16 protein-coding genes are annotated in these 22,534 nt (G+C 69.8%); 8 read left to right on the plus strand and 8 right to left on the minus strand.

The features are described from left to right. On the minus strand, positions 1-666 hold a 666-nt coding region (locus ABD350_RS37575; protein WP_344353916.1), incomplete at its 3' end, for an AAA family ATPase. Beyond that, positions 663-1,946 (minus strand): metallophosphoesterase family protein, encoded by a 1,284-nt coding sequence (locus tag ABD350_RS37580; protein ID WP_344353918.1) that lies wholly within the window; start codon positions 1,944-1,946, stop codon positions 663-665. The genes ABD350_RS37580 and ABD350_RS37575, both read right to left, overlap by 4 nt. 135 nt (positions 1,947-2,081) lie before the next feature. Between ABD350_RS37580 and ABD350_RS37585 the strand changes: the two genes are divergently transcribed. From ABD350_RS37585 to ABD350_RS37605, 5 genes are all read left to right on the plus strand, one after another. Next, entirely contained in the window at positions 2,082-2,942 is an 861-nt protein-coding gene (locus ABD350_RS37585) for a hypothetical protein (protein ID WP_344353919.1), read from the plus strand. 31 nt (positions 2,943-2,973) lie between these two features. Next, entirely contained in the window at positions 2,974-4,107 is a 1,134-nt protein-coding gene (locus ABD350_RS37590; RefSeq protein ID WP_344353920.1) for a hypothetical protein, read from the plus strand. Next, positions 4,104-5,612: a hypothetical protein gene (locus ABD350_RS37595; protein ID WP_344353922.1), complete on the plus strand. Its 1,509-nt coding sequence runs from the start codon at positions 4,104-4,106 to the stop codon at positions 5,610-5,612. Before ABD350_RS37590 ends, ABD350_RS37595 begins: the two co-directional genes overlap by 4 nt. Further along, positions 5,609-6,940, plus strand: a complete 1,332-nt coding sequence (locus ABD350_RS37600; RefSeq protein WP_344353924.1) for an AAA domain-containing protein — start codon at positions 5,609-5,611, stop codon at positions 6,938-6,940. The genes ABD350_RS37595 and ABD350_RS37600 overlap by 4 nt, the downstream gene beginning before the upstream one ends. Positions 6,941-7,015: 75 nt before the next feature. After that, positions 7,016-9,217 (plus strand): DEAD/DEAH box helicase, encoded by a 2,202-nt coding sequence (locus ABD350_RS37605; protein ID WP_382467003.1) that lies wholly within the window; start codon positions 7,016-7,018, stop codon positions 9,215-9,217. Between the two features lie 289 nt (positions 9,218-9,506). On the opposite strand, the gene ABD350_RS37610 is transcribed toward ABD350_RS37605, so the two are convergent. The 4 genes from ABD350_RS37610 to ABD350_RS37625 are packed head-to-tail and all read right to left on the minus strand — an operon-like array spanning position 9,507 to position 17,936. Then, positions 9,507-10,853, minus strand: coding sequence for a TIGR02679 family protein (locus tag ABD350_RS37610; protein WP_344353928.1), 1,347 nt, complete (start codon positions 10,851-10,853; stop codon positions 9,507-9,509). Beyond that, the gene (locus ABD350_RS37615; protein ID WP_344353931.1) at positions 10,850-15,082 is read right to left on the minus strand and encodes a TIGR02680 family protein; all 4,233 of its coding nucleotides are present in this window, start codon (positions 15,080-15,082) and stop codon (positions 10,850-10,852) included. Before ABD350_RS37615 ends, ABD350_RS37610 begins: the two co-directional genes overlap by 4 nt. Next, positions 15,079-16,335 carry a TIGR02678 family protein gene (locus ABD350_RS37620; protein WP_344353932.1) on the minus strand — a complete coding sequence of 419 codons (1,257 nt, stop codon included), beginning with the start codon at positions 16,333-16,335 and terminating at the stop codon, positions 15,079-15,081. Before ABD350_RS37620 ends, ABD350_RS37615 begins: the two co-directional genes overlap by 4 nt. Next, complete coding sequence (locus tag ABD350_RS37625; protein WP_344353934.1) at positions 16,332-17,936, minus strand: TIGR02677 family protein; 1,605 nt, start codon at positions 17,934-17,936, stop codon at positions 16,332-16,334. Before ABD350_RS37625 ends, ABD350_RS37620 begins: the two co-directional genes overlap by 4 nt. Positions 17,937-18,180: 244 nt before the next feature. Here ABD350_RS37625 and ABD350_RS37630 point away from each other — a divergent pair, with 244 nt between their 5' ends. Continuing rightward, positions 18,181-18,549: a transposase gene (locus tag ABD350_RS37630; protein WP_344353936.1), complete on the plus strand. Its 369-nt coding sequence runs from the start codon at positions 18,181-18,183 to the stop codon at positions 18,547-18,549. 8 nt (positions 18,550-18,557) lie between these two features. Then, positions 18,558-18,914 carry a transposase gene (locus ABD350_RS37635; protein ID WP_344353942.1) on the plus strand — a complete coding sequence of 119 codons (357 nt, stop codon included), beginning with the start codon at positions 18,558-18,560 and terminating at the stop codon, positions 18,912-18,914. Here the strand turns inward: ABD350_RS37635 and ABD350_RS37640 are convergent. Next, complete coding sequence (locus tag ABD350_RS37640; protein WP_344353938.1) at positions 18,871-19,458, minus strand: hypothetical protein; 588 nt, start codon at positions 19,456-19,458, stop codon at positions 18,871-18,873. The two genes, ABD350_RS37635 and ABD350_RS37640, sit on opposite strands and share 44 nt — an antisense overlap. Before the next feature lie 169 nt (positions 19,459-19,627). Between ABD350_RS37640 and ABD350_RS37645 the strand changes: the two genes are divergently transcribed. Beyond that, positions 19,628-20,587 (plus strand): restriction endonuclease, encoded by a 960-nt coding sequence (locus ABD350_RS37645; protein ID WP_344353939.1) that lies wholly within the window; start codon positions 19,628-19,630, stop codon positions 20,585-20,587. A gap of 434 nt (positions 20,588-21,021) precedes the next feature. Here the strand turns inward: ABD350_RS37645 and ABD350_RS37650 are convergent. After that, positions 21,022-21,812, minus strand: a protein-coding gene (locus ABD350_RS37650; RefSeq protein WP_382467006.1) for an IS5 family transposase whose coding sequence is annotated in 2 segments (ribosomal slippage) — positions 21,022-21,491 and positions 21,491-21,812 — 792 coding nt in all. Because the reading frame shifts where the segments join, the coding sequence is not laid out codon by codon here. Positions 21,813-22,534: the final 722 nt, after the last annotated feature.

Here is a 22,534-nt window from a genome sequence, read left to right on the forward strand (position 1 = left end):
GGACCGGCGGCCGTCGAGGTCGGCAGCGTCGCCAAGGGCCTTGTCGCGGCGTTCGCGTGCGTTTGCCGCTTGAGCACGCGGATCTTCGTGCAGCCGGTCGTTCTCCCGTTCCGCCTGGTGCAGCAGCTCGTTCAGGTGCGAGGTCGCATCGAGCGCGAGCTGGCGGACCCGGTGCAGCTCTTCGACGCCGAAGATGGACTTCAGGATGCGGGTGCGCTCGGCGTCGTTGGCGTTGAGGAGTTCACCGAAGCGGCCCTGCGGGATCAGGACGGACGAGTGGAAGGTGGCGTAGTCGATGCCGATGAGGTTACGGATGGCCTCGTCGACGGCGCGCACACCGTCGATGTTCTTGTTGTCCGGGCCGGTCAGCCGTGCCTGGGTGGGGCGGGTCTCGTGGAAGACGCGGTGCACCCTCCACTGACGGCCGTCCACGGCGAACACCAGGTCGATCATCATCGTCGCGGAGTCGTCGGCCCGCAGCTGGGCCGCGCGGTCGGTCCAGGAGCATCTGCCGTACAGAGCGGCGGTGATGGCCTCCAGAAGGCTGGTCTTGCCGGCACCGGTGTCGCCGAGGATGCCGACGAGGTTCTTGCCGGTGAAGTCGAGCGGGCCGCAGGTGCCGGGGTAGCTGCGCAGACCCGAGAAGGTCAGGCTGACGATCTTCATGCCGTCTCCGTTCGGCTGCCGGCGGTGCCGGCCCAGGGGGTGGCGAGGGCCTCGGTGAGGAGTTGCTCGGCGGGGGAGCCGGGCAGCGTGGACTCCGGCGCGGCGAGGAGGCCGGCGAAGGCGGCCACCACCTCGTCGGTGCTCTGCCCGGGGGTGCCGCGGTCGGCGAGGTAGCCGCCGAACGCCGCGGTGAGGTCAACGGTGCCGTCGTCGGCCGCGTCGGCACTGGTCAGTGCGCTGGTGCGAGTGGCCGCGCAGTCCTCCTCGATGCTCACCACGGTCGCCTGGGGCACCAGCTCGGTGACCTTGTCCCCCAGCCGGGGGATGGGCTCGTCACTGCGGATGACGGCCTTGAGGTAGACGCCGCTGTACTGGTCCGCGTCGGCCCGCAACTCCTCCAGGGTGCCGTGGAAACGGGCCAGGCGCCGTCCGGCGTGCAGGGTGCGCGGGGTGATGAGGGTGCGCCGGCCGGGCCCCGCTTCGACGACGGTGACGCTCTTGGTCTCCTCGCTCTCGCCGAAGTCCATCTGCAGGGGGCTGCCGGCGTAGCGGGCCGGCAGCCGGCCGGTCCCCACCGGCTGCGGCTTGTGGATGTGACCCAGCGCGCAGTAGGCGACGGCCGGCAGGGCGGCGGGGTCGGTGGCGTAGGGCTCGCGTGCCTCCCACATGCGTTCGCTCTGCGCGGGTACGGCGCTGGCCACGTACTGGTGGGCGGTGAACAGCAACACGTCCCGGTCCGGGGCATAGCCGTCGCGCAGTCGCGCGAGCAGCCCGTCCTGCAGGGTGCGCAGACCGGCCGCGTAGGCCCCCTCGGTGGTCCCGAAGCCGGGGAAGAGGTGCAGGTAGCGGTTGGGGTGCACGTAAGGGAGGGCGGCCAGACGGATCCGCTCGCGTCCGTCGCGGCTGGCGAAGTTGAGCACCGTCCCCGGGTCGCTGTCGCCGCGGCTGTGCACGAAGCGCAGACGGCCCTGGCCGGCGTCCGGCCGCAGGGCGCATACGTAGTTCAGCAGGTCGAACAGCTCGGGGGAGTCGTGGTTGCCGCCCAGAACCACGGTGGGGGCGATGTCGGCGAGTCCGTTGAGGCAGCGCATCGCACGCAGGACGTCCTTGTGCGCGGGCCGGTAGGAGTCGAACAGGTCACCGCTGTGCACGATCAGGTCCGGCTGCACGTCCTCCGCTATGGCGGTGATCTCGGCCAGAACGGCGTCGAACTCGGCATCCCGGGAGCGGCGCTGCAGCGTGCGGCCCAGGTGCCAGTCGGATGTGTGCAGGGCTTTCATGGACGGCTCTCCTCGGTGCAGGCAGGACTGACCGACGCCTCCCGCGCCAGCGGCAGTTGACGAAGTGACAGAGACTCTACAACAGCAATCACAGGAGAAACCTGGAAAACACTGGAATGCGGTAGGGTGGCCGCCATGCAGGAGCACCTGGACGCACTCGAAGAACGCATGCAACAGCTGCAGCAGGCCATGCGGAGCGCCCAACTGGCCCGCGACAGCGAGCAGGTCAGACAGCTCCGCGCCGAACTGCGCCGCACCCAGCGCGCCTGGGACGCCCTGTTCGAGCAGGCCGAGGACACCGAGGAGACGCCCGCGGACGACAAGGCGCACCGCACCCCGACCCAGAACAAACCAGCACAGCAGCCACCGGTCGTACTGCCCGCGCGCGAGCAGGTCCACCAAGTCCTGACACTGCTCGCCGTGCCCGCAGCTCCCAAGCTCATCAGCACCGTCCACGAAGCCTTCTTCGCCGGTGCCCTGGCGCCCTCCCGGCTGACCAGCCTGCGCCGCGACGAAGAACGCTCCTACCGCTCCGCACCCGGCGCCCGCCCCTACTACCTGTGCCCCGCCCTCACTTCCGATCTGCTCTCACCCGCCCGCGGCCTGCTCACCGTCAGCACATGGCCCCTGGAACAGCGCATCGTCGGACCGCTCAGCGCCCGCGTGCACTTCCTCACCGGCGCGCTGAACATCGCCGACGCCGCAGATCGCTTCAGCGGCGACACCCTGCCGCTGCCCGCCCACCACCTCCTGCTGCACTACGCACGCAACATCCCCGGCGCCCAGGCCTCCACATCCCACCCGAGGGGAGCCGACCTCCCCGTCGACCTGACGCTGCTGCGCCGTGCCGCTCAGGACGAACTCGCTCTGCACGCCGCCAGCGACACCACCACCCGCACCCAGGCCGCCGCCCGCGCCCGCCGCCAGCTCGACACCGCCGGCCTGCTGTTCGGCGGCTCCTTCGAGTCCGCCCGCCGACTGCGCTCCGTCCCCTGACCCCACCTCACCCGTCCCGCAAGGAAGATCCGTGAGTCTGCTCAACGACCGGCTCGACGCACTGCGCGGCCCCGTCCCCGCCAAGAGCCACGACGCCCGCACCCTCGCGGCACTCACCACCAACCCCGGCTGCGCCCGCCGGGCCCTGATGGATGCCGCCGGCGTCGACAAGGACGCGATCGCCGTCCACCTGGGCAAACCACGCCCGCTGGCCAAGTCCTCCATCGCCCTGCGCAACGGGGCCATCTTCGAGCAGAAAGTGAAGGCCGACGGCGGCGCCGAACTCCTGCGCCTGCTGCGCGACGTCCTCGGCCTGCCCCTGCACGAGGCGGCCCACACCGACCTCGCCGCCGTCGGCAGCCAGGACGCCTCCCTGCCGGTCCGCCACGCCTACACCCGCACCGCCGTCCTGGAAGCGGCACGCTCCCCCCGCCCCATGCGTACACTGCTGGACCACCCCATCCTGCAGCTCACGGTCGCCGGCCATCCCGTCTACCTGGAACCCGACGTGGTCGCCTTCCAGGTCGACGGTGTCTTCCACATCATCGAGATCAAGTCCTTCGCCGTCCTCGACGGCCGCGCCGACCCGGCGAAGGTGGCCGCCACCGTCACCCAGGCCGCCGCCTACGTCCTCGCACTGCGTGAACTCCTCGCCTCGGAAGGCATCGACGAGGACATGGTCTCCCACAACATCATCCTCATCACCCCCCGCAACTTCAGTCGCACCCCCACCGCCAGCATCGTCGACGCACGCAAGAAGATCGCCGCCCTCACCCGCCAGCTCAACCGCCTCACCCGCATCGAACCCCTGCTCGACGCCCTGCCGCCCTACACCACCTTCGACCTCGCCCTCGACCGGGACGAACGCCCCACCCGCGACACCAAGGACCTCACCGCGGCACTGCAGACCGCCCCCGCCCGCTACACCCCCACCTGCCGCCATTTCTGCGACCTGGCCTACGTCTGCCGCAGCGAAGCCCGCGACGAAGGCCTCATTGACGTCCTGGGCAGCGACATCCGCGACGACCTCGGCGGCGTCGACCACATCAGCACCGCCCTGCGCCTCGCCGACGACACCCGCCGCCCCGCCCCGGACCAGGCCGACCTGGCCGCCGCCCTCCGGCACGCCCACACCATCCGCACCCACCTGCGGGAGTCCGCATGACCCGCCTGTCCACCCTGCTGCGCCTCGAAGCAGCCGAGACCGAAACGGCCCAGGACGCCAGCCTCGTCAGCCACTTCCACCTCACCGAACGGCCCCTGATCTTCCTGCCGCTCAACCGCTCCGGCACCGAAGCGACCCCGCTGGCCGTCATGCTCGGCACCGACCCGGCCCACCCGCACCTCCTCGTCGCACCACCCCACGGCCGGCCCACCACACTCCTGCAAGAGCTGGCCGACCACGTCCTCACCTACATCGACAGCTTCCACAACACCGAACGCCTGCCCGCGAAAGGCAAAAAACCCGCCCGCGAACGGCACACCCACGCCCCACAGCTCCTGGTCGCCAACCGCAAGACGATCACCTACACCGAGCGACTGGGCCGCGCCCTACGCTTCACCGAGCCACCCCCGGGCCACGACCCGGCCCACAGCGTCGGCCGCCTCGGACAGTGGCTCACCTTCTTCGCCGACCACGCCGAACACCCCGGAAGCGCCTTCCTCCTCGCCCTGACCGACCTGCTGACCACCCGCTGGATCACCGGCCAGAGCCGCCTGGAGGACGAACACCTCGCCGCCCTCCTCGCCTGGATCGACCCCCCACCCGGCACCACGGGCCTGCGCGCCGCCCTCGAAACCGAAAACCCCCAGCTCCCCGGCCCCGACGGCCGACTACACCGGCCCGCCGGCCCCACCACCGACCCCTCCTTCGACACCCTCGAACTCGACCCCCTGCTCACGGCCTACGACACCGCCGCCGCAGAGGGCAACACCGCCGCCATGGCACGCCACACCGACCGCCTGAACGACCTCCTCCACACCTACCTCCGCCCCACCTGGGACGACGCCTGGCGCGCCCTCGGCCTGCTGCGCACCCTGCCCGAGACACCCGACACCCAACGACGCTGGGCCGCCGACCGCGACCGCTTCACCGCCTACCGCACCTACCTCACCGCCGACGGCCGCCCCCAGCCCATCAAGGACGACCCCGTCTCCGCCGCCCGCCGCCTCGCCCGCCTGGAGCTGGCCCAGGCCGCCTTCGACGCCCACCGCGCCCTGGAAGACCCCTTCTTCATGGCCGAGCGACGTACCACCGGAGAAGCCCTCGCCGGCACCGTCACCCACGTCGACGCCCACCACACCATCCCCGGAACCAGGGGCCCCCGGCTGCGCCCCCGCCTGACCCTGCACACCACCGACCCGGTGCGCCTGGACCCCGGCCACCTGCTCGCCGGCCCCCACAACCCCCGCGTCCACCTGGCCGTCCGCGCCATCACCCCCCAAGAGCAGGGCACCGACCTCCTGCTGGAGGTAACCACCCTGACCGGCACGGTGAACAAACCCCGAAGCGACTCCGTCCCCGCCGTCGAGGACCAGCTCGAACTCACCTTCGCCCCCGAGTTCTTCAGCAGACCCCCCTTCCCCAGCCGCGACAACACCCCCTGGACCCACGGCGGCCCCCAGCACAACCACCCCGCCGCCGCCCTGGAAGAGACCGAGAAGCCTTGACCACGACCCCGCCCGCTCGCCTGGCCAAAGCGGCCGTCACCGACATCCTCACCGCCCTCACCAGCGGCACCACCACCCAGCCCCTCGTCGTCGACTCGCCCCCCGGCGCCGGGAAATCAACCCTCGTCGCCCAGGCCGCCCGCACCCTCGCCGCCGCCGGCGAACGCTGCATCATCGTCGCCCAGACCAACCATCAGGTCGACGACCTCCTCATCCGCCTCGCCGACCCCGCCGCAGCCCCCCGACTGCGCCTGGGACGCCTTACCGGAGGCACCTACGAGGTCCCCGAAAACGTCCGGGCTCTGCCCGGCACCATCATCAGCACGGACATCAAAGACGTCCTCACCTGCGACGTGATCATCGCCACCGCCACAAAATGGGCGTACATCGACGGCCCCCACTGGCAGTGGGCCATCATCGACGAGGCCTACCAGATGCGCTCCGACGCCCTCCTGCTGATCGCCAAACTCTTCGACCGCGCCCTCCTCGTCGGAGACCCCGGACAGCTCGACCCGTTCTCCATCATCAGCACCCCCCGATGGACCGGCCTGCCCTACGACCCCCTGAACAACGCCGTCACCGTCCTGACGAACCACAACGACGCCCTCGTCCGCACCCTCCCCGTCTCCTGGCGCCTTCCCCCCTCAGCAGCCGGCATCGTCTCCCGGGCCTTCTACCCCTTCACACCCTTCCAGCCGGGCACAGCCCCCGCCACCCGCACCCTCACCTTCACCACCCAGGGCCTGCACGACCCCTGCGACGCCACCGTCGAGGAAGCCGCCCGCACCGGCTGGGCCCTGCACGAACTCCCGCCCCGGCACACCGCACGCATCGACACCGAAGCCACCCACGCCACCGTCGCCCTGGCCGCCCGCCTGCTGACCCGCGGCGCCGAAGCCGTCTGCGAGAACCATCCCCACGGCCGCCGCCTGCAGCCCACCGACATCGCCATCGGCACCGCTCACCGCGAACAGGCCCGCCACATCCAGCACCTCCTCAACCACAACCGCCACACCCAGGGCGTGCGAGCCGACACCGCCAACCGCCTGCAGGGCCGCGAATTCGCCGTCACAATCGTCCTGCACCCCCTATCCGGCCGACGCGACGCCTCCGCCTTCCACCTCGAAGCCGGCCGCCTTTGCGTACTCGCCTCACGCCACCGGCACGCCTGCATCATGGTCGCCCGCGCCGGCATCACCGACCTCCTGGACCACCACCCCTCCAACGACCCCGTCCACCTCGGCGTCCCCGCCAAATTCCCAGACGGCTGGGAAGCCCACCAGCATGTCCTGGAGCACCTCGCCCACCACCGCATTGCCGCCGCATGACCGCCGAGCCTCTGGAAGCCGCCCACGTCCATGACCCCTACTGAGCTGACGCTCCGTCCCCACCAGAAAGACGCGGTGGCTGCCACCGCCCAGACCCTGGCCCAGCACTCTCGCGCGAGCGTGATTGCAGCCTGCGGCACCGGGAAGACCCTGATCGCCGCCCGCACCACCGCCCGCGTCGCCCCCCGCGGCCGGGTCCTGGTCCTTCTGCCCACACTGGACCTGCTCTCCCAGACGATCCGCTCCTGGCGCGCAGCCGGACGCAAAGGCACCACCATCGCTGTCTGCTCCGCCCGCCAGGCCCTCGACCATGAACCGCTCGGCGCCGACACCCCCCTCACCACCGACCCCGGCGAACTCACCACCCTGGCCACTCCACCGCGCCCCGGCCCGGTCACCGCGTACGCCACCTACGCCTCCCTGCCCGCCGTCCTCGCCGCCCACCACGACCACCACCTGCCCCCCTGGGACCTCGTGGTCGTCGACGAAGCCCACCGAACCGCCGGCCGCCTCGGCAAGGCATGGGCCGCCGTCCACCACAACGACCAGCTCCCCGCCGCCCACCGCCTCTACCTGACCGCCACCCCCCGCATCTGGGACCCGGACGAAGACCGCGACGGGGACACGGAAGCGGTCGCCTCCATGGACGACGAAAAGATCTTCGGCCCGGTCGCCTACCGGCTGACCCTCTCCGACGCCATCGACCTCGGCCTGCTCGCCGACTACCAGATCCTCGTCCCCGTCGTCACTGACGAAGACCTGCGCGACTGGCTCGCCACCGGCCCCGGCGCTGGCGTCGACGGCCTGCGCCTGGCCGGCCGCCAGGTCGCAGCCCTGCGCGCCATCCACGACCACCACCTCCGCCGCATCCTCACCTTCCACCACCGCGTCGCCGACGCCCGCGCCTTCGCCACCACCCTCCACGACACCGCCGCTACCCTCCCCGCCTCCCTGCGCCCCGACGGGCTATGGGCGGACTGGCTCAGCGGCCACCACACCCCCCAGATCCGCCGCCGCCTCCTGCTCGAGTTCGCCTCCCACACCGACCCCCACACCCCAGCCCTCCTGTCCAACGCCCGCGTCCTCGGAGAAGGCATCGACGTACCCGCCATCGACGCCGTCGTCTTCGCCGACCCCAAGAACAGCCCCGTCGACACCGTCCAGGCCGTCGGCCGCGCCCTGCGCCAACAACCCGGCGCAGGCAAGAAAGCCACCCTCGTCGTCCCCGTCTACCTCACCCCCGGCGAAGACCCCGACGACCTCCTCGGCGCCGACGCCTACACCCCCCTGTGGCGCACCATCCAGGCCCTGCGCGCCCACGACAACCGCCTCGAAGCACGCCTAGCCGATCCCCGCACCCACCGTCCCACCATGCCCGGCGAGGACCCCGACGCCTGGCTGCACTTCGACCGGCCCACCCAGGCCGAAGAAGTCGCCCTCGCCCTCTCGCTTCGGGTCCTGGCCCCCAAGAGCGCCGAATGGCGCCGCGGCCTGATGACCGCCCGCCGCTACCACCGCACCCACCACCACCTCGACGTCCCCCAGACCTACGAGGACCCCACCGGCTACCCCCTGGGCCGCTGGCTCACCTGGCAGCGCCACCTCCACACCACCGGCGCCCTCGACCCGGCCCGCACCCAAGCCCTTGAACGCCTCGGCATCATCTGGGATCCCCGCCAGCAGGCCTTCGAGCGGGGGTTGGCACACGCAGCCGCCTACGCTGCCCACAACGGCCACCTCGCCGTTCCGATCGACTACCTCCACGACGGCTTCCCCCTCGGCCGCTGGCTGGCCACCCAGCGCACCCGTGCCCACCACCTCACCACAGAACGCGCCGCCACCCTCACTGCCCTGGACCCATGGTGGAACCCACCCTGGCCGATCACCTGGCAACGCGCCTACCACGCGGCCCGTCGGCAGATACAGCAGGACCCGGCAGCGGTGGGGGAGTGGCTCACAGCCCAGCGTCAGCGCACCAGTGACCTCCGCCCCGAGCAGCGCCGCCTGCTGAACGAACTGGCACCCGACCTGCCGGACCTGCACGCCCCGCACACCGAGGACACCCCGCTGCCTCCGAGGGAGCGAGCCTTCCAACGCGGACTCGCTGCCGCACGCGCCTACCTTGAGCGAGAGGGACATCTCGACGTCCCGCAGCGGCACATCGAGGAGATCGATGGGCACCAGGTGCGGTTGGGGCAGTGGCTGAGCAACCTACGCCGTCGGCGTTCCAGCCTAAGCCCGCAGCGGATAGCGGCACTTGCCGAGCTCGGGCTCTGACTTCCCCGAGACCAAGGGTGCATGCACTTCGCCCGGGTCTGCTCCAGCGATGGCTCATTCGACGGGATGAGGGATGCCATGCGTGTCGTAGTGGTCCTTCAGGACATCCGTGAGGGCCTGCACCGAGCGTCGGCTTCCCGGCTGATGGCAGCCATGGGATCGGTGTTGGGTGGTTGCCAGCCGCTGCAGCGGCTGGCGTGCCGCCGAGTAACCATGCCCCTGTGAGTGGCACCAGACTGCCTCCCGCACCGCTTTGCCCGTCGCCCTACGGTGAGGTGGGAGCAGCGCTTCAGCGAGATACAAGCACCTCTCCGTCCCGGCCCGTTTCGTCGCGGCGGAGGTCTGAAAGGAGGCGGTGCATCTGGGCTTCCTCGTGTACAGCGAGGCCATGGTGGGCCATGGCGGCCGCGAGGTCGGGATCCCAGGGTGTGGCAGTGACCGGCCCGGTGAGAGGAAGAACTTGGTCGGCGGGCAGTTCGGCGAGCGCGCTGAGGTAGTCCGCTGCGTACATACGCCAAGGGCGGGCTCCTGCCCGTATCACGCGGTCGGCGATGACGACACCAGGCCAGTCGAAGTCGCCGTGATAGGCGACATCCGCGCCATCGCTGGTGAGACGTTGCAGCAGTTCCCATCCGGCTGCGGACGGATTGCCGCTGCCGCACACCAGGATGCCGGGAAGACGGTAACGGGCAGCGGCCTGGAGCACTTGTGGGTTCTCACAGAAGTACACGGTCTGTCCCTGCTCTGCCAGGCGGGCATCGGGGACGGTGTGCAGTTCCTGCAGTGTCAGATGGGTCACCAGCGCGAGGTCACGTCGCGTGCGCATCATCCGTGCCCAGGAATGTTCTCCCGGCGGAGCCAGCCCCCACACCAAGACGGTTCCCGACAGCGAATCCATGCTGACCCCGACCCGCTCCCACAGTGCCCGGCGTCCTGCCGTGGAGTCGGCCTGCAGCATGCCGCAGGCCGTAGCAATGGCTTTCAGGACCAGAAGGCCGGCGAGGCGTCCTTCATCGAGCCCATGGGCGTCTCCCGTCGTGTGAGCAGCCAGCTCGCCCAGCTCCCACTGCTTGGCCGCATTCGGTTCGGCGCCGTTCGCAGGGTTGAGCGGGGTATGCGTGAGCGCGGTGAAGACGCGCACGGTGCTGCTGAGCGCGATAGCGGCGGCGTCGACGCCGGCGCGGGTGAGGACGCCGGTGCTGCGCAGCTCTGTCAGCCAGTCCGGCACCCAGGCGGCGTGGTTCAGTCCGGCACGGGTCAGGTCGGCGTCCAGTTGCTGCCACAGCGCCGTCCATGCCGTCTGCTGTGCTTCTTTGGCCGATGCCCGGTCGTGTAGAGGCTGGCCGGTCAGGTCCGCGACCACGCTGACAAGCCCGCACTGGGCGGCCGATGCACGCAAGGCGGCGTCCAGCGCGCCCAGCTGGATACGGCGCAGGCCGGGTGCGAGCCGGGTGCCGAGCAACCCCCCCAGCCGGTTGGCGCCTTCCGTGTCGAGTTGGACCTGCACAGTGCCCGTGGGCGCCAGGCGGTTGCGCTCCAGCCGCTGGCGGGCTGCCCCCCACAGGCTGGTGAGGCTGGGGTCGCCGAGGTAGCTGCGGATGGGGCCGGGCAGGCGAGGGACGGCGTTTGTGCTCATGACGCGGCGCGCAGATGGCGGGTATGGCCGTCCCAGTGGACGTGCGTGGTGACGGCGGCAGTGCCCTCGGCTCGCCGGACCTCGTAGGCATCCAGCGCGGGAACCTCCTCGAAGAACCCCCACAGGGCGTGACCGGTCATGACGAAATCGAGGTCCATGCGCACCAGGAGGGCCATCAGCTCCCCGATGGTGCGGTGGTCGACCTTGGCGAAGGCGTCGTCCAGAAGGATCAGCCGCAGCGCGCGCCCGGTGTCGGGCAGGCCGCTGAGGTAGGCGTCGGCGGCCGCGAACAGGGTCACGTAGGAAACGAAACGCGTCTCGCCCTGCGACAGTTTGGCCCGTCGGCTGATTTTGCGCTCCTGCTTCGGACCGGGGCCTGTGATGTAGGCGTCCACGACATGCCAGGCTCGGTAGTCGAGAGCGGTGCGCAGATGGGTGGCGTACCCGGCTTGGGGATCGTTGCTGTGAGCCACGTCTACGAGTGCCTTCAGCCGGGTGATGAGTTCTTCGGACTCCTCGTCGCGAAGCACCCTGACGTCGCGCTGCATCAATTTCTTGATCCGCATGACGTGCTCGTTGGCCGAGTCGGCCAGACGCCACCGGACCTGCACGCCGATACCGTGACTGGTCTTGATGGGGAGAAGCGACTCGTTCATCGCCTCGATCAGCCGTTCGGCCTCCTGGATGCGGTTGCGCAGCTCTTCGGCCATCCCGCCCAGCACGAAGGCGGAGAAGGCCGTGCGTTCCCGCTCGGTCAGCGCACTGCGCCCACGGTCGCGCCGTTCACGCAGGTCCGCTGCGGCATCAGCGACGTGGCGCCGACCACTTGCATCCGTCAGCTCCACGACATGGAGGTCGTCCTCGACCGTGACGGTTACGTCGTAGGCGCCGGCTGTATGACGCTCCAGCACCGACTGGGCCCGCACCAGCGCCGTCGCGTCAGCCGTGCTCTCAGGCCGCCGCACGGCTGCCCTCATCTCGCGCACTGCCGCCAGGACGTCCTCCGCGCCGCTACTTGCCGACAACAGCGCCGGGGGAGCGATGGTGCCGGGTTCCAGGGCCACGGCCAAAGCCGGGTGGCTCAGACGCCGATGCAGCGCCTGAGCCTGCAGCACCAGCGCCTGCCGCGCCTGCCGCGCCTTCTCCCGGGCGCCGTGGGCCTTCTCCTTCGCCGCGGCCACCTTGCCGGTCAGAGCCAGAACATCGGCGTGGGCACTCTGCAGGGCATCCTTGGTCTGTTTCAGTTCGCGTTCGGCCGCCTCCAACAGCTCGTGCACCTTCTGGGGACTGGAGCCGAGACTCTCCCGCAGGGCGGCAAGCTCCGAGGCTTCCCTCGACCAGGCCAGACTCGCCGTCTCGGCGTCCCGCTCCGCCGCACCGCGCGCCTCGCGGACCTCTTCCAGACGCCCGGCCAAGCGCTGCCAGCGGGCGAGGTGCTTGGCCACCGCCTCACCGGCCCGTTGCAGATTCCTGCAGGCGGTCTGCGCCTGCTGCGCGCTGGTCTGGGTGCTCCGCAGTCCCTCCGTGTCGTCGGGCATACCCAAAGCTGTGCAGACCTCACGGTGACGCAGGTGACGGGCCGCCCATGCCCGCTGCAGCCGTTCCGCCTCTTCCGCGAGCGCGCCTGCCTGCCTGAGAGAGGCGACCGCGTCCTTGCGAGCCGCAGCGGCCCGCAGCCGAAGCGTCGCAAGCTGGACGGAGCGGGGAGCCTGCATCAGATGTTCTTCCAGCTGCCGCAGCCAGGATTCCAATGCATCCTGCTCCTCGCTGCGGGCCTGCGCCGCCTGCTGCAGTTCTCGCAGCAGCAGGTCGATCTCGGCGAGACGCGCCGCACGGGCAGCCGCGCGAGCGGCAGCTCCGATGTAGCGGGCCGCCGAAGGCAGATGGCGCCCGGTCAGCGGCCCGTTCCCCCAGGACCCGTCGGTCGACACCCAGGTAGGGTGTCCCGGGCTCAGGGCGATCTGGTCAAGGACGGAAGCGACGCGCGCCGCATCCGCGGCATCGCTGCAAGACGGGGCCAGCACAGTCCGCAGTGAGCGCAACGCCGCCGGACGGCCGGAGCTCAGCAGCAACTGCCCCTTGCCCGCGACGACATCGCCGTCCCGCGTGAGCCGGCCGTACAGGAGCCCCGAGGCGAGCAGCGCTCCCTCGATACCCGCACGCGCCTGGGTGTCCACCTCGGGACGGAATTCCAGCAGCTCCCACAGCGCCGGCGCGCCGTCGGGAGGGTTGTCCAGCCAGTCGGGCGCCACGGGGGGAAGGTCCCGCTCCTGGCCCAGTTCTTCTGCTTCGGCCAGCAGTTCCTCACGCCGGGCGGTGTCCTGCCGGGCCCGGGCCTTAAGTGCCGCGACCTGCTGTGCGTGCCGCGCCCTGGCCGGAGCGGCCACCTGCTGGGCCAGGGCGTCCAGCCGCGCAAGCTCACGGTCGGCTTCCGGGCCGGCTCCCTCTCCCGCCAGAGCTTCCACGTCCTCCAGGAGGGCGGTCACGGCCGTGCTGCTCCAGTCGATGGCGCCGAGCAGGCGCTGTGAGCCGGAGGAATCGGCCCATTCCCGCCACGCCATGGCCAACTGCACCGCCGCCTCGTCACGGTCCGTTTCCGCCTGCTCGGCTCGCCCTTCTGCCGCCGCGGCGTCTTCGGCCGCGTCCTCCGCCCGGTCCTGGGCGCGGTGAAGCGTCTGCAGCAAGGACGTCAGCTCTTCCGCCTCCGCGGCACGAGCCGCAGCCTGCTGGGCACGGCTGTTCGCAGCGGAGAGCAGAGCGGGAGTCGCCGCCAAAAACGCCTCGATGGCCGTGGTGACGTCCTCGGGTGAAGGGGCCATGCGCAGAGCCGACGGGCGACGGACAGGCTCCGGGTCGGCATCCACCGTCGTGCGCACCGGCTCGACGTGGACATCCGGGGTGAGCACTTCGACGTAAGGAGCGTTCGGCAGAGGAACATTCAGCCCCGCCCCGTCCAGCAGCCGGCGTGCTTCGCCAACGGCGTCGGCCATCTCCGTGATAGTGGCCGCAGCGTCCATCCCCGCCTCGTCGCACGCGTCGGCGGTGCGCTGTTCTTCCGCACGGGCACCCGTGGCGGTGGCCAGGGCGTTACGGGCGGCCCCTTCCAGTGCCTTCAGCGTGCTGAGACGCTCGTTCAGCTCCCGCGCGGCCTTGTACTCGCTCGACAGCCGGATCCCGGCGACGGTGGCCTCCAGCTCATCGCGGTACCCCTCCAGCTCGCCGGTCCGGGCCACCGCATCGGCATGGTCGCTCACGAACTGGAGATGGGCCGTCTCCTGCTGCGAGGCCGTTGCATCGGTGTCCCGGGCCAGGACGGCTGCGGCCCGGGTACGGTCGGCGGCGGTGAGACAAACACCTGTGGCGTAGCGGGTGTAGACCCGCAGGAAGTCAGCGACGTGACCGTAGGCGGTCTCGAGCCGGTCCAGCGCCGCCCGGGTCTCTTCCAGCCCGTCGAGTTCGTCGCCCGCTGTGGCGATGGCTTTGTCGGACAATGGCGGCAGGGCGTCGGAGAGGATCTGGGGCAGGCGGCCCTCGTCGATGCGGTTGCCCACGTCGGGCGAGCGCAGTGTGTGCAGCAACTGCAACAGCCCTGCATACCGCTCGCGCCCCTGGTCGCCATGGAGGCCGAAGACGGCCGCGCGCACCCGGTCCCGGTGGACGTCCGGGGACGAGGTCACACGATCGGCGCCGATGACCGCGGCCAGGCCCTCCTTCGACAGTGGGACGCGGCTGGCGTCCAAGAGCTTCAGCTCCTCGTCCACGCGCAAAGGGGTGAGGAAATACCAGGCCTTCGCTTCCGAGGTGCTGTGCGAGAAGCGGATCAGCGCGCCGACCGTCAAGAACTCCGTGCGCTGCTCACCTCCACCGGGATCCTCAGGATTGCGGGCGAGCTCGAGCCATACGTACCCGAGCCGGTTGGTCTGACCGTCGCCGCCCGCCCGCATCAGGTCCTCGAGCCGGACCTTGCCGGATCCGGTGGCGTCCATGCGGCGCCGGTCGGCGTCCAGGACGAACGGCAGCAGCATCTCCAGGGCCCGGGACTTCCCGGACCCGTTCGAGCCCCGCAGCACCAGCCGGCCCCCTGAGAGGATGAAACGCTGGTCGAAGTAGAACCAGACGTTGACGATCCCCGCCCGGTTCAGCCGCCACCGGCAGGGGCGCGCGCCGACGGGCGGCCGGTCACCCAAGGAGCTGTCGTGCTTGCGCGGGCCGGGAATGAGGGAACTCACAGTGCCTCCCCGAGGAAGGACTCGGTGAACAGAGCATCGGAAGGCGGCTCGTCGGCCTCCCGGCGGCGGGTCACGGCGAACCGCTGTGCCGCACGTGTCGGTCGAGCGTGAGGTTCGGGACGGTACCGGGCCGCTGCCGCGTGCAGCGCCAGCCCGTCGGGCAGACTGCGGGCCAGCGACATGGACTCGAGCAGGGCGACGACCTCTTTTCGCAACCGGTCCGGATCGGCGACGAAAGCACCGGCCCACGCCCTGGCATGACGGGCGGTCACATTGTCCAGCTCGCTGCGCACGGTGTCCCACGACACCACCAGGTCAGGGCGGTCCCCGGTCGGCCTGGCCAGATCGGTGAGCGCGTCGGTCAGCAGCAGCGCCGCCTGGCGCACGGTGCCCGGGCCGGGGTAGGCCACATCGCTGAGGGTTCCCTCGGTGTCGTAGGCAACTGCCCCCTCCGCTCGCACCTCCAGCGAGAGCCCGAAGTGCTCCTCCAGCAGCCGTGACAGCTCCGACCGCTCCCGAGAGAGGACATCGCGCTCGTCCTCAGGAAGGTCTTCTCGCCTCACCAGAGGGTTTTCCACCAGACGCCGCCGCAGGCTGCGCCGGGGCTCGGACGCCGCTGTGGCCGGCATGGGTTCGAAAAGGTCGGCCAGTGAGACCACGTTGCGCAGCGGACGGGGCAGCACATGCGGCAGCAGGGGGCGATGGATCTGTAGCACCCCTTCCTCGCGCCGTTCGCTCCACGCAGACAGTGATCCGTCGGTCTCGGTCAGCACGCCCCAGTCGATGAGAAGCCCGACGGCCTGCACCAGACGGCGGTTGTCCGCAGGTGTGTCCCGCAGCTCGACCCCGGCCGTGACCGCGTCGGCCCGGACCTGTTCCACCAGAGAGGAGATCAGCAGCCATTCCCCTGTCCCGGGCGTGAGCAGCGCAGCACAGGCCAGCGAGAACAGCGCGTACGTGTGCGGGGTGAACGGCGGGCTGTCTCCCCGCCTCACGGTGCGCGGGGGACTGTCCGCGCTCGGAGGGGTTTTCACCAGCCGGGCGAACGAGGGCTCGACGATGAGGTGGTAGCCCAGCAGCCTTGCGAACGTGGACCGCAAAGCAGTGGAATGCCGGCGCACCAAGGCCAGTTCGTCCGGCTGCCGGTGTGATGTCAGCACGGGGCACGACAAAAGCGTGCGGGCCGCTTGACGACGCTCCGCCGCCTCGTGCTGGGCCGTGGTGGACACCGGCCGGCCCGCATCTGCGCTCACTGGGAGCCTCCCGCGGCAGCCGAGGGCGGCTGCTGGCTGGCACCCGGCCCCGCGTCCTGGCCCTGCGCACCGTCCGGCGCGTCGCCGACGCGGTCCGCGCCCGCGTCGGAGGCCGTCAACGCCACACCCGCGAATGTCGTGTCTCCGTCGAGCGACCTGACGACCGTGTCGCTGCCGGACGGGGCCACCTCCACGGCCACATCGAGGTCGAGGTCCTCCGCGCGCACCGCTTCCGTCAGGCTCTTCCCCCTGGCCAGCGCCGCGGACACCAGCTCCAGCAACAAGTCACGGGCCGCAGGAGTCAGACGGACCCCGTTCAGCGCGCGCGCTGCGGCAAGTTCAGCCCCGGCGGCCCTGCGCGCCGCGAGTTCCCGCGCGGCTTCCTCCTGCAAGCGGGCGATGTCCATACCCGGGTCGGGGACACGGGAGGCACGCCCGCGCGCTGTGCGATCGCCCCGTTCCCGCAAGGAGACCGGAACATCCACGGGCGCCGCATCCCACCACGAGGTCGACGCGGTACTGCGCGAGTCGGGTTCCTCAGGACCGAAACCCAAATGCCGCGCGGGGTACGCGCCGAAGGCGGCCGAGAAACCCCGGTGGGCCTCCTCGACACTCGCCTGGGCGAACAGGCCAGCCAGATGCAGCAGTTCACTGCGCCGGGCCCCTCCCGTGCCTCCCGGAGCGAGCATGCGCCGTGCGTTGGCCAGCAGCTGCCCCAGGGCCGACTCGGCAGCGGACCGCAGCTGCGCCGGGCCGGACATGCCGCCGTCCCCGCCGCTGTACCAGGACAGCAACTGCGCCCAGTCCTCGGCCTGCCGCCCCGGCAGCCTCTCGACGGGCGCGCCGTCCGCGGAAGCCAGGCCCGGAAGGCTGTCCAGGGCAGTCAGGACGCGGTCCAGGACGGGCTGCAGCTCTTCCAGACACTTCAGGACTGCGGGCGAGTGACGGGAGACGTCGGTGTCGATGAGGTGGACGTACTCCAGCAACAGCCCCTTGAACGACGCGTACTCCTCGCCCGCCAGGTCGTAGCGGACCAGAACCGACGACAGATAGGCGTAGAAGTCGCGGATGCTGTCGGCGAAGTAGGCCTGGTTGGCGAAGACGGTCGTGACGTCGGCCGCCAGCACCTCCGCGTCGACGCTGCGTGGCTGGCGTGCCTGGCGCAGGATCCTTGTCAGCAACACGGCCATGCTGCCGAGCAGCTCCCGCGCCACTTCCCGTGCACCGTCGCGCAGGTGTAGGACCTTGGTGACCTCCCGGTGCACCGTCCCACCGAGCCGGGTGATCTGGAAGCGTGCCCGCGTGTGCCGCAGCGCGGCGACCGTGGGCACGCGTGGGTCGCGTGCGGCCGGCATGAGGTTCGCCCAACGCACCAGACGGTTGCAGCGTTCCTCGGCGCTCTCAGGGGAGAGGGCAATGCCGCGTTTGGCGAGTGCCTCGCTCACCTCGGCAGCCGACAGGTCGGTCAGCAGTGTCTGCGTGAACAGGTCCATGATCGCGAGGTAGTCGGTCGCGTGCTCGGCTGTCACGTACCGGAAGAGATCGCGTCGCTCGTCCCGTTCTTCCAGGCCGTCCTGGCCATCGAACTGCTCTTCCCCCACGTCTCTCCGACCTCCGGCTCGTTCCCGGATACCGCAGCCGGGAGGCACCAAGGGATCAGACTAGAGAGGAAGAGCCTCCCCCGACGGGCAGTTGATCGGTAAAGGCCGAAACCATCCGATTCTGATCGGCCACCGGGGGCTAGGGTCTGTTGCGAAAGTGGATCTTGTTCGTTGATGATCATGTCCTGTGGGACGTGGTGATCTGACGAATGGCCAGTGGGCCCGGTTTGAGCCCTTGCTGCCGATGGGCATCAAGCCGGGTCGGCCGCAGGTGTGGACGCGGCGGCAGTTGACAGACGGCATACGGTGGCGGACGCGGACTGGTGCTTCCTGGCGGGACGTGCCCGAACGTTACGGGCCGTGGGAGCGGGTCTATGACCTGTTCCTGCGCTGGCAGCGGGACGGCACCTGGGCGAGGATCCTCACCCAGCTCCGGGCCGAGGCCGATGCGAAGGGCCTGATCACCTGGGACGTCAACGTCGACTCCACCGTCTGCCTGGCCCATCAGCACGCCGCCGGAGCGGCGAAAAGGGGGATCTGCAGAAGGAGCCGCCCGGCGGGATCTTCGTCGAGCCGGCCGACCACGGCCTCGGACGCTCCCGCGGCGGACTGACCAGCCAGATCCACCTCGCGGTCGAGCAGGGGCAAAAGCCCTTGTCCGTTGTGATCAGGGCCGGGCAGCGGGGCGACTCCCCGCAGTTCGAGCCGGTCCTGGAAGCCATCCGGGTTCCCCGGTTGGGGCTCGGCAGGCCGCGCAAGCGTCCAGACCGGGTCCGGGCCGACAAGGCGTACGACTCCCGTGGCAACCGCTCCTGCCTGCGCAATCCGTGTAGTTACGACATCTGCATGGGCAAGGCTCCGAGCTGCACTGTTTGGAGCACGGCAACCGCACGTGATCGACATCTGATCGGCGTGCCGACCTGCAGAGACGGGGTCACTCCCTGCGCACGATGTCCAGGGCGGCGCCCAGGAGCGTGAAGGCGAGTCCGGCAGCCTCGTCGTCGGTGAGGGGGCAGTTGATCTTGTAAGGGTCGGAAGGGGCGACGTTCCGGCGCTGGATGCGGCCGTCCTGCTCGTCGAGGCCGAGGCCTTCGAGGTCGTCGGGGCCCAGGCGCACGGTCAGGCCTCCATTGCTGGGGCGCAGGTAGGCTGCGGCGCCGTAGCGCTGAGGGCCGTTGTCGCGGATCATTAGGTAGTCAGCGAGGCCGTCGGAGGTCCTGGAAGAGCGGCCGAAGGCCACGACTACGTTCTCCTGCTCCAGGAGCCGCTTGATGAACCGTTCTGTCTGGACGGTGCGCTCATGGTTCTTGCCCGCGCGTCCGTAGATGTACTTCATGAGGGCGACGTGGTCCGCGGCCGGCAGTGGCGCCGCTCCGGTGAGTGCCGCCGTCTCGTCGGCCGCATCCGGCTCGGCGATCTCGGGGGAGGGCACTGCGTCCGCGGTGGCCGAGGTCTGAGAGGTACGGTCGGCGAGGCGTTCGTATTCCACAATCTCCTGAGGTGATCCCTCGATGATGCGCATGGCAGGCAGCCCCTCTTCGCTGGGAGGGCGGGCGTATCCCGCCCTGCGCGAGGAACTTTAGCCAATGCTGCAGTAGTTGGGGAGAAGCTTTAGCTAAAGTCTCTTGGTGGTGGCGATTCGGCGGGCTCAGCCCGGATGTTGTGTCAGTGGTTGTTTCTAGGCTGTGCGCATGAGCTTGCTGGATCCTTCTGCGGACCTGGTCCGGCCGTCACCGGAGCGCACGGTGCGGAGTGTGCTGGAGTCGGCGCTTGAGCAGGCCACGCCTGTGGACCTGGAGGCCGCGTTCGCGTGGATGATGGAAGGACGCCTGGCGGACGAACTTCTGTCCGACTGGCATGGGCTGCGCGAGGAGGTGGCGGCCGAACTCACCCGCTGCATGAATGCTGTCCGGACTCTCCAAGACGTGACGGTCCCGCAGGACACCGTCCGCTACGGGCGCTGCGCGGCGGAAAAGATCCTCAAGGCAGACCTGTACGGGCTGGTGTCCCTTGCGGACAAAGCCATCCAGTGGTCCGAAAAGGTCCGTGACGATGTCCTGACGGACCTCGGCCGGCTGATGAGAGAGCAGCGTACGCAGTTCCCTTCGGCCAAGGCCGCTCCGTTGGGGGAACTGCTTGAAGAGCTGAACCGTGCCCGGGAACGCTACGCCTGCTGCATGGAAACCTACCGGGGTGAGTTGCAGGAGCTGGCTGCGGAAGAACAGAAGCGGCAGGAATATCTCCGCAGCAGCGCCAGCATCTCCCTTGAGGGGATACGCAACCTCTCGGGCCGGGAGTTTGAGAAGCTCATCGCTTCGCTCCTGGAACGCGACGGATACGAGGTGCAGCGTGCGCATGGGGGCGCCGGTGATAGGGGAGCGGACGTCATCGCCACCGGAAGCGGCGGTGAACGGATCGTCGTGCAATGCAAGCTCCGAAGATCACCGTCCGCCAAGATCGGATCGCCCGAGGTGCAGACATTCAACGGAACGGCCAGGCCGGACCACCAGGCCACGCATCCGCTCATGGTGACGAACGCACGCTTCACTCAGGACGCGGAACAGGCAGCAGCAAGGTATGGCATTGCGCTGGTGGACCGCACGGCACTGCGTAGTTGGGCAACGTTTGGCAGGCCACTTGAGCTGGACTGACCGGGGACTCTCGCCTCGTTCCAGCATCTCCTGCCGCACAGACGGCGGTCGCCAGCAGCTCGTGAGATCGGCCACCAGCTCCAGCACGGGTCTGGCCAGCTTGCTGGTGTGCTGGTCGACCTGCTCGACAGAGATGTCCTGTTCCTGCACCGCGAGGGCCGTGCCGCACCACCCGCGAGGAGATCACCGCCGACGGAGATCAGGTCAAGATCGGTTGCCTGGCTCGCGGAAGCCTGCAGCCGAGCCCTGACGCCGGGGACGACACGTCTCGACTCCTCGATGATCCGTCCCTCCGTGTCAACGATCTGGCAATCCAGGACGATGACCGCGAGGCCGTCGAACTCCACCATCGCCGCCACTGGGTTTGACGTGCTGGTGAGAAACGTGTAAAGACTCACCATTCACGCCGTATCGGCGTCAACCAGTAAGAGGTCCTAACAAAGGCGTTGGACGTGGCGGTGTGTGATGAGGCAGGTGGCGAGGCCGAGGAAGGCTTCGTGGATGTCGTCGCGTCGCTCCCGGCGGATACGCAGACGACGGAAGCCGTGCAGCCAGGAGATGGTACGTTCGACGACCCAGCGGAAGATACCCAGGCCGGTGCCGTGTGGCCGGCCGCGTTCGGCGATCGCGGGCCGGATGCCTCGCCGCCACAGCAGCCGCCGGTACTTGTCGTGATCGTAGCCGCGGTCCGCCAACAGCATGTCCGGCCGTCGCCGCGGCCTGCCGACGACGCTGGCGACCGGTGGGACCTTGTCGAGCAGGGGCAGGAGCTGGGTGACGTCGTTGCGGTTGCCTCCGGTCAGCGACACCGCGAGCGGGATGCCCTGGCCGTCGACGAGGACGTGGTGCTTGCTGCCCGGCCGTGCTCGGTCGACCGGGCTGGGACCGCTTTTGGGCCCCTGCGGGCGGCCCTGACGTGGGAGGAGTCGATCACCGCCCTCGACCAGCCCAGCTTCTTCGCCGACCGCAGCTTCCTCAGCAGCACCAGGTGCAGCTTCTCCCACACGCCGGCCTCGTTCCAGGCGGCCAGGCGCCGCCAGCAGGTCATCCCGGAGCCGAAGCCCAGCTCCTGCGGCAGGTACTCCCACTGCATCCCGGAGTGCAGCACGAACAGGATCCCGCACAACGCCTGCCGGTCCGGCACCCGAGGCCGACCCGCCACCAGCTTCGACCCCGGCTCGGGCAACAACGGCTCGATGAGCGACCACAGTTCGTCCGACACGATCCACGGCCACGACTGACGCTTCCCCACGCCCCACGCCCCACGCCCCGGGCAACGAGCAGACGAGCCGATGGTCACTTGATCAACAACTTCTGTTAGGACCTCTAAGGGGAACTGACCGAACTGTGCAGGAAATCGCCAGCCGCACTACGTCGGCCGCCTCCCGGCGGATGAATAGCATTCGGCCGGTCAACCCAAGCCATCAGGGAAGACGGCAACCTCGAAGAAGCTCAGCCACACCTCGGTCCAAACCAACTGTGCACACCACACCCAAGGCACAGAGTGCGTGAGAACCCGGCACGCCGCCAGGCGTGCAACTCGCCACGAGTACATAGCCCCAGGCCAGGACCGAAGGCCAGAGACAACTTCCAAGCCAATACGAGAAACAGACACTCGCTCAGTCCGGCGACAGCCGGATAGCTCACCCCACTCCCCGTCAGGGGAGCAGCAGACAACTCAAATAACTGTGCAACCACCCCGTTATGACATCACCGGCGCCGGCAGGCGCCGACACCCCAACCCTCAGTTCTCATCCCTCCCCGCCAGGGGAGGGGCCGTCGCTCACCACGTCCTGCCGTCAGGCAGGACATCATCCCTGCTGAGCGGGCCGTCAGGCCCGCCAACTCCCGCATAAACCAACTAAGTTGGCCCGTCAGGGCCAACCCCTGCACCGTACACACAGTCGTGCCGTCAGGCACGACGACAATGCCTGACGGGCCGTCAGG

Origin of the sequence: Streptomyces nogalater (genome assembly GCF_039532885.1) — a bacterium.
GTDB lineage: Bacteria > Actinomycetota > Actinomycetes > Streptomycetales > Streptomycetaceae > Streptomyces > Streptomyces nogalater.

What these genes read in the sequence shown, in the direction of transcription:
- ABD350_RS37640 (WP_344353938.1), bottom strand. Translation starts at nt 19,458, where the DNA reads ATGCGCATCATCGAGGGATCACCTCAGGAGATTGTGGAATACGAACGC.
- ABD350_RS37610 (WP_344353928.1), bottom strand. Translation starts at nt 10,853, where the DNA reads ATGAGCACAAACGCCGTCCCTCGCCTGCCCGGCCCCATCCGCAGCTAC.
- ABD350_RS37645 (WP_344353939.1), top strand. Translation starts at nt 19,628, where the DNA reads ATGAGCTTGCTGGATCCTTCTGCGGACCTGGTCCGGCCGTCACCGGAG.
- ABD350_RS37595 (WP_344353922.1), top strand. Translation starts at nt 4,104, where the DNA reads ATGACCCGCCTGTCCACCCTGCTGCGCCTCGAAGCAGCCGAGACCGAA.
- ABD350_RS37630 (WP_344353936.1), top strand. Translation starts at nt 18,181, where the DNA reads ATGGGCATCAAGCCGGGTCGGCCGCAGGTGTGGACGCGGCGGCAGTTG.
- ABD350_RS37585 (WP_344353919.1), top strand. Translation starts at nt 2,082, where the DNA reads ATGCAGGAGCACCTGGACGCACTCGAAGAACGCATGCAACAGCTGCAG.
- ABD350_RS37580 (WP_344353918.1), bottom strand. Translation starts at nt 1,946, where the DNA reads ATGAAAGCCCTGCACACATCCGACTGGCACCTGGGCCGCACGCTGCAG.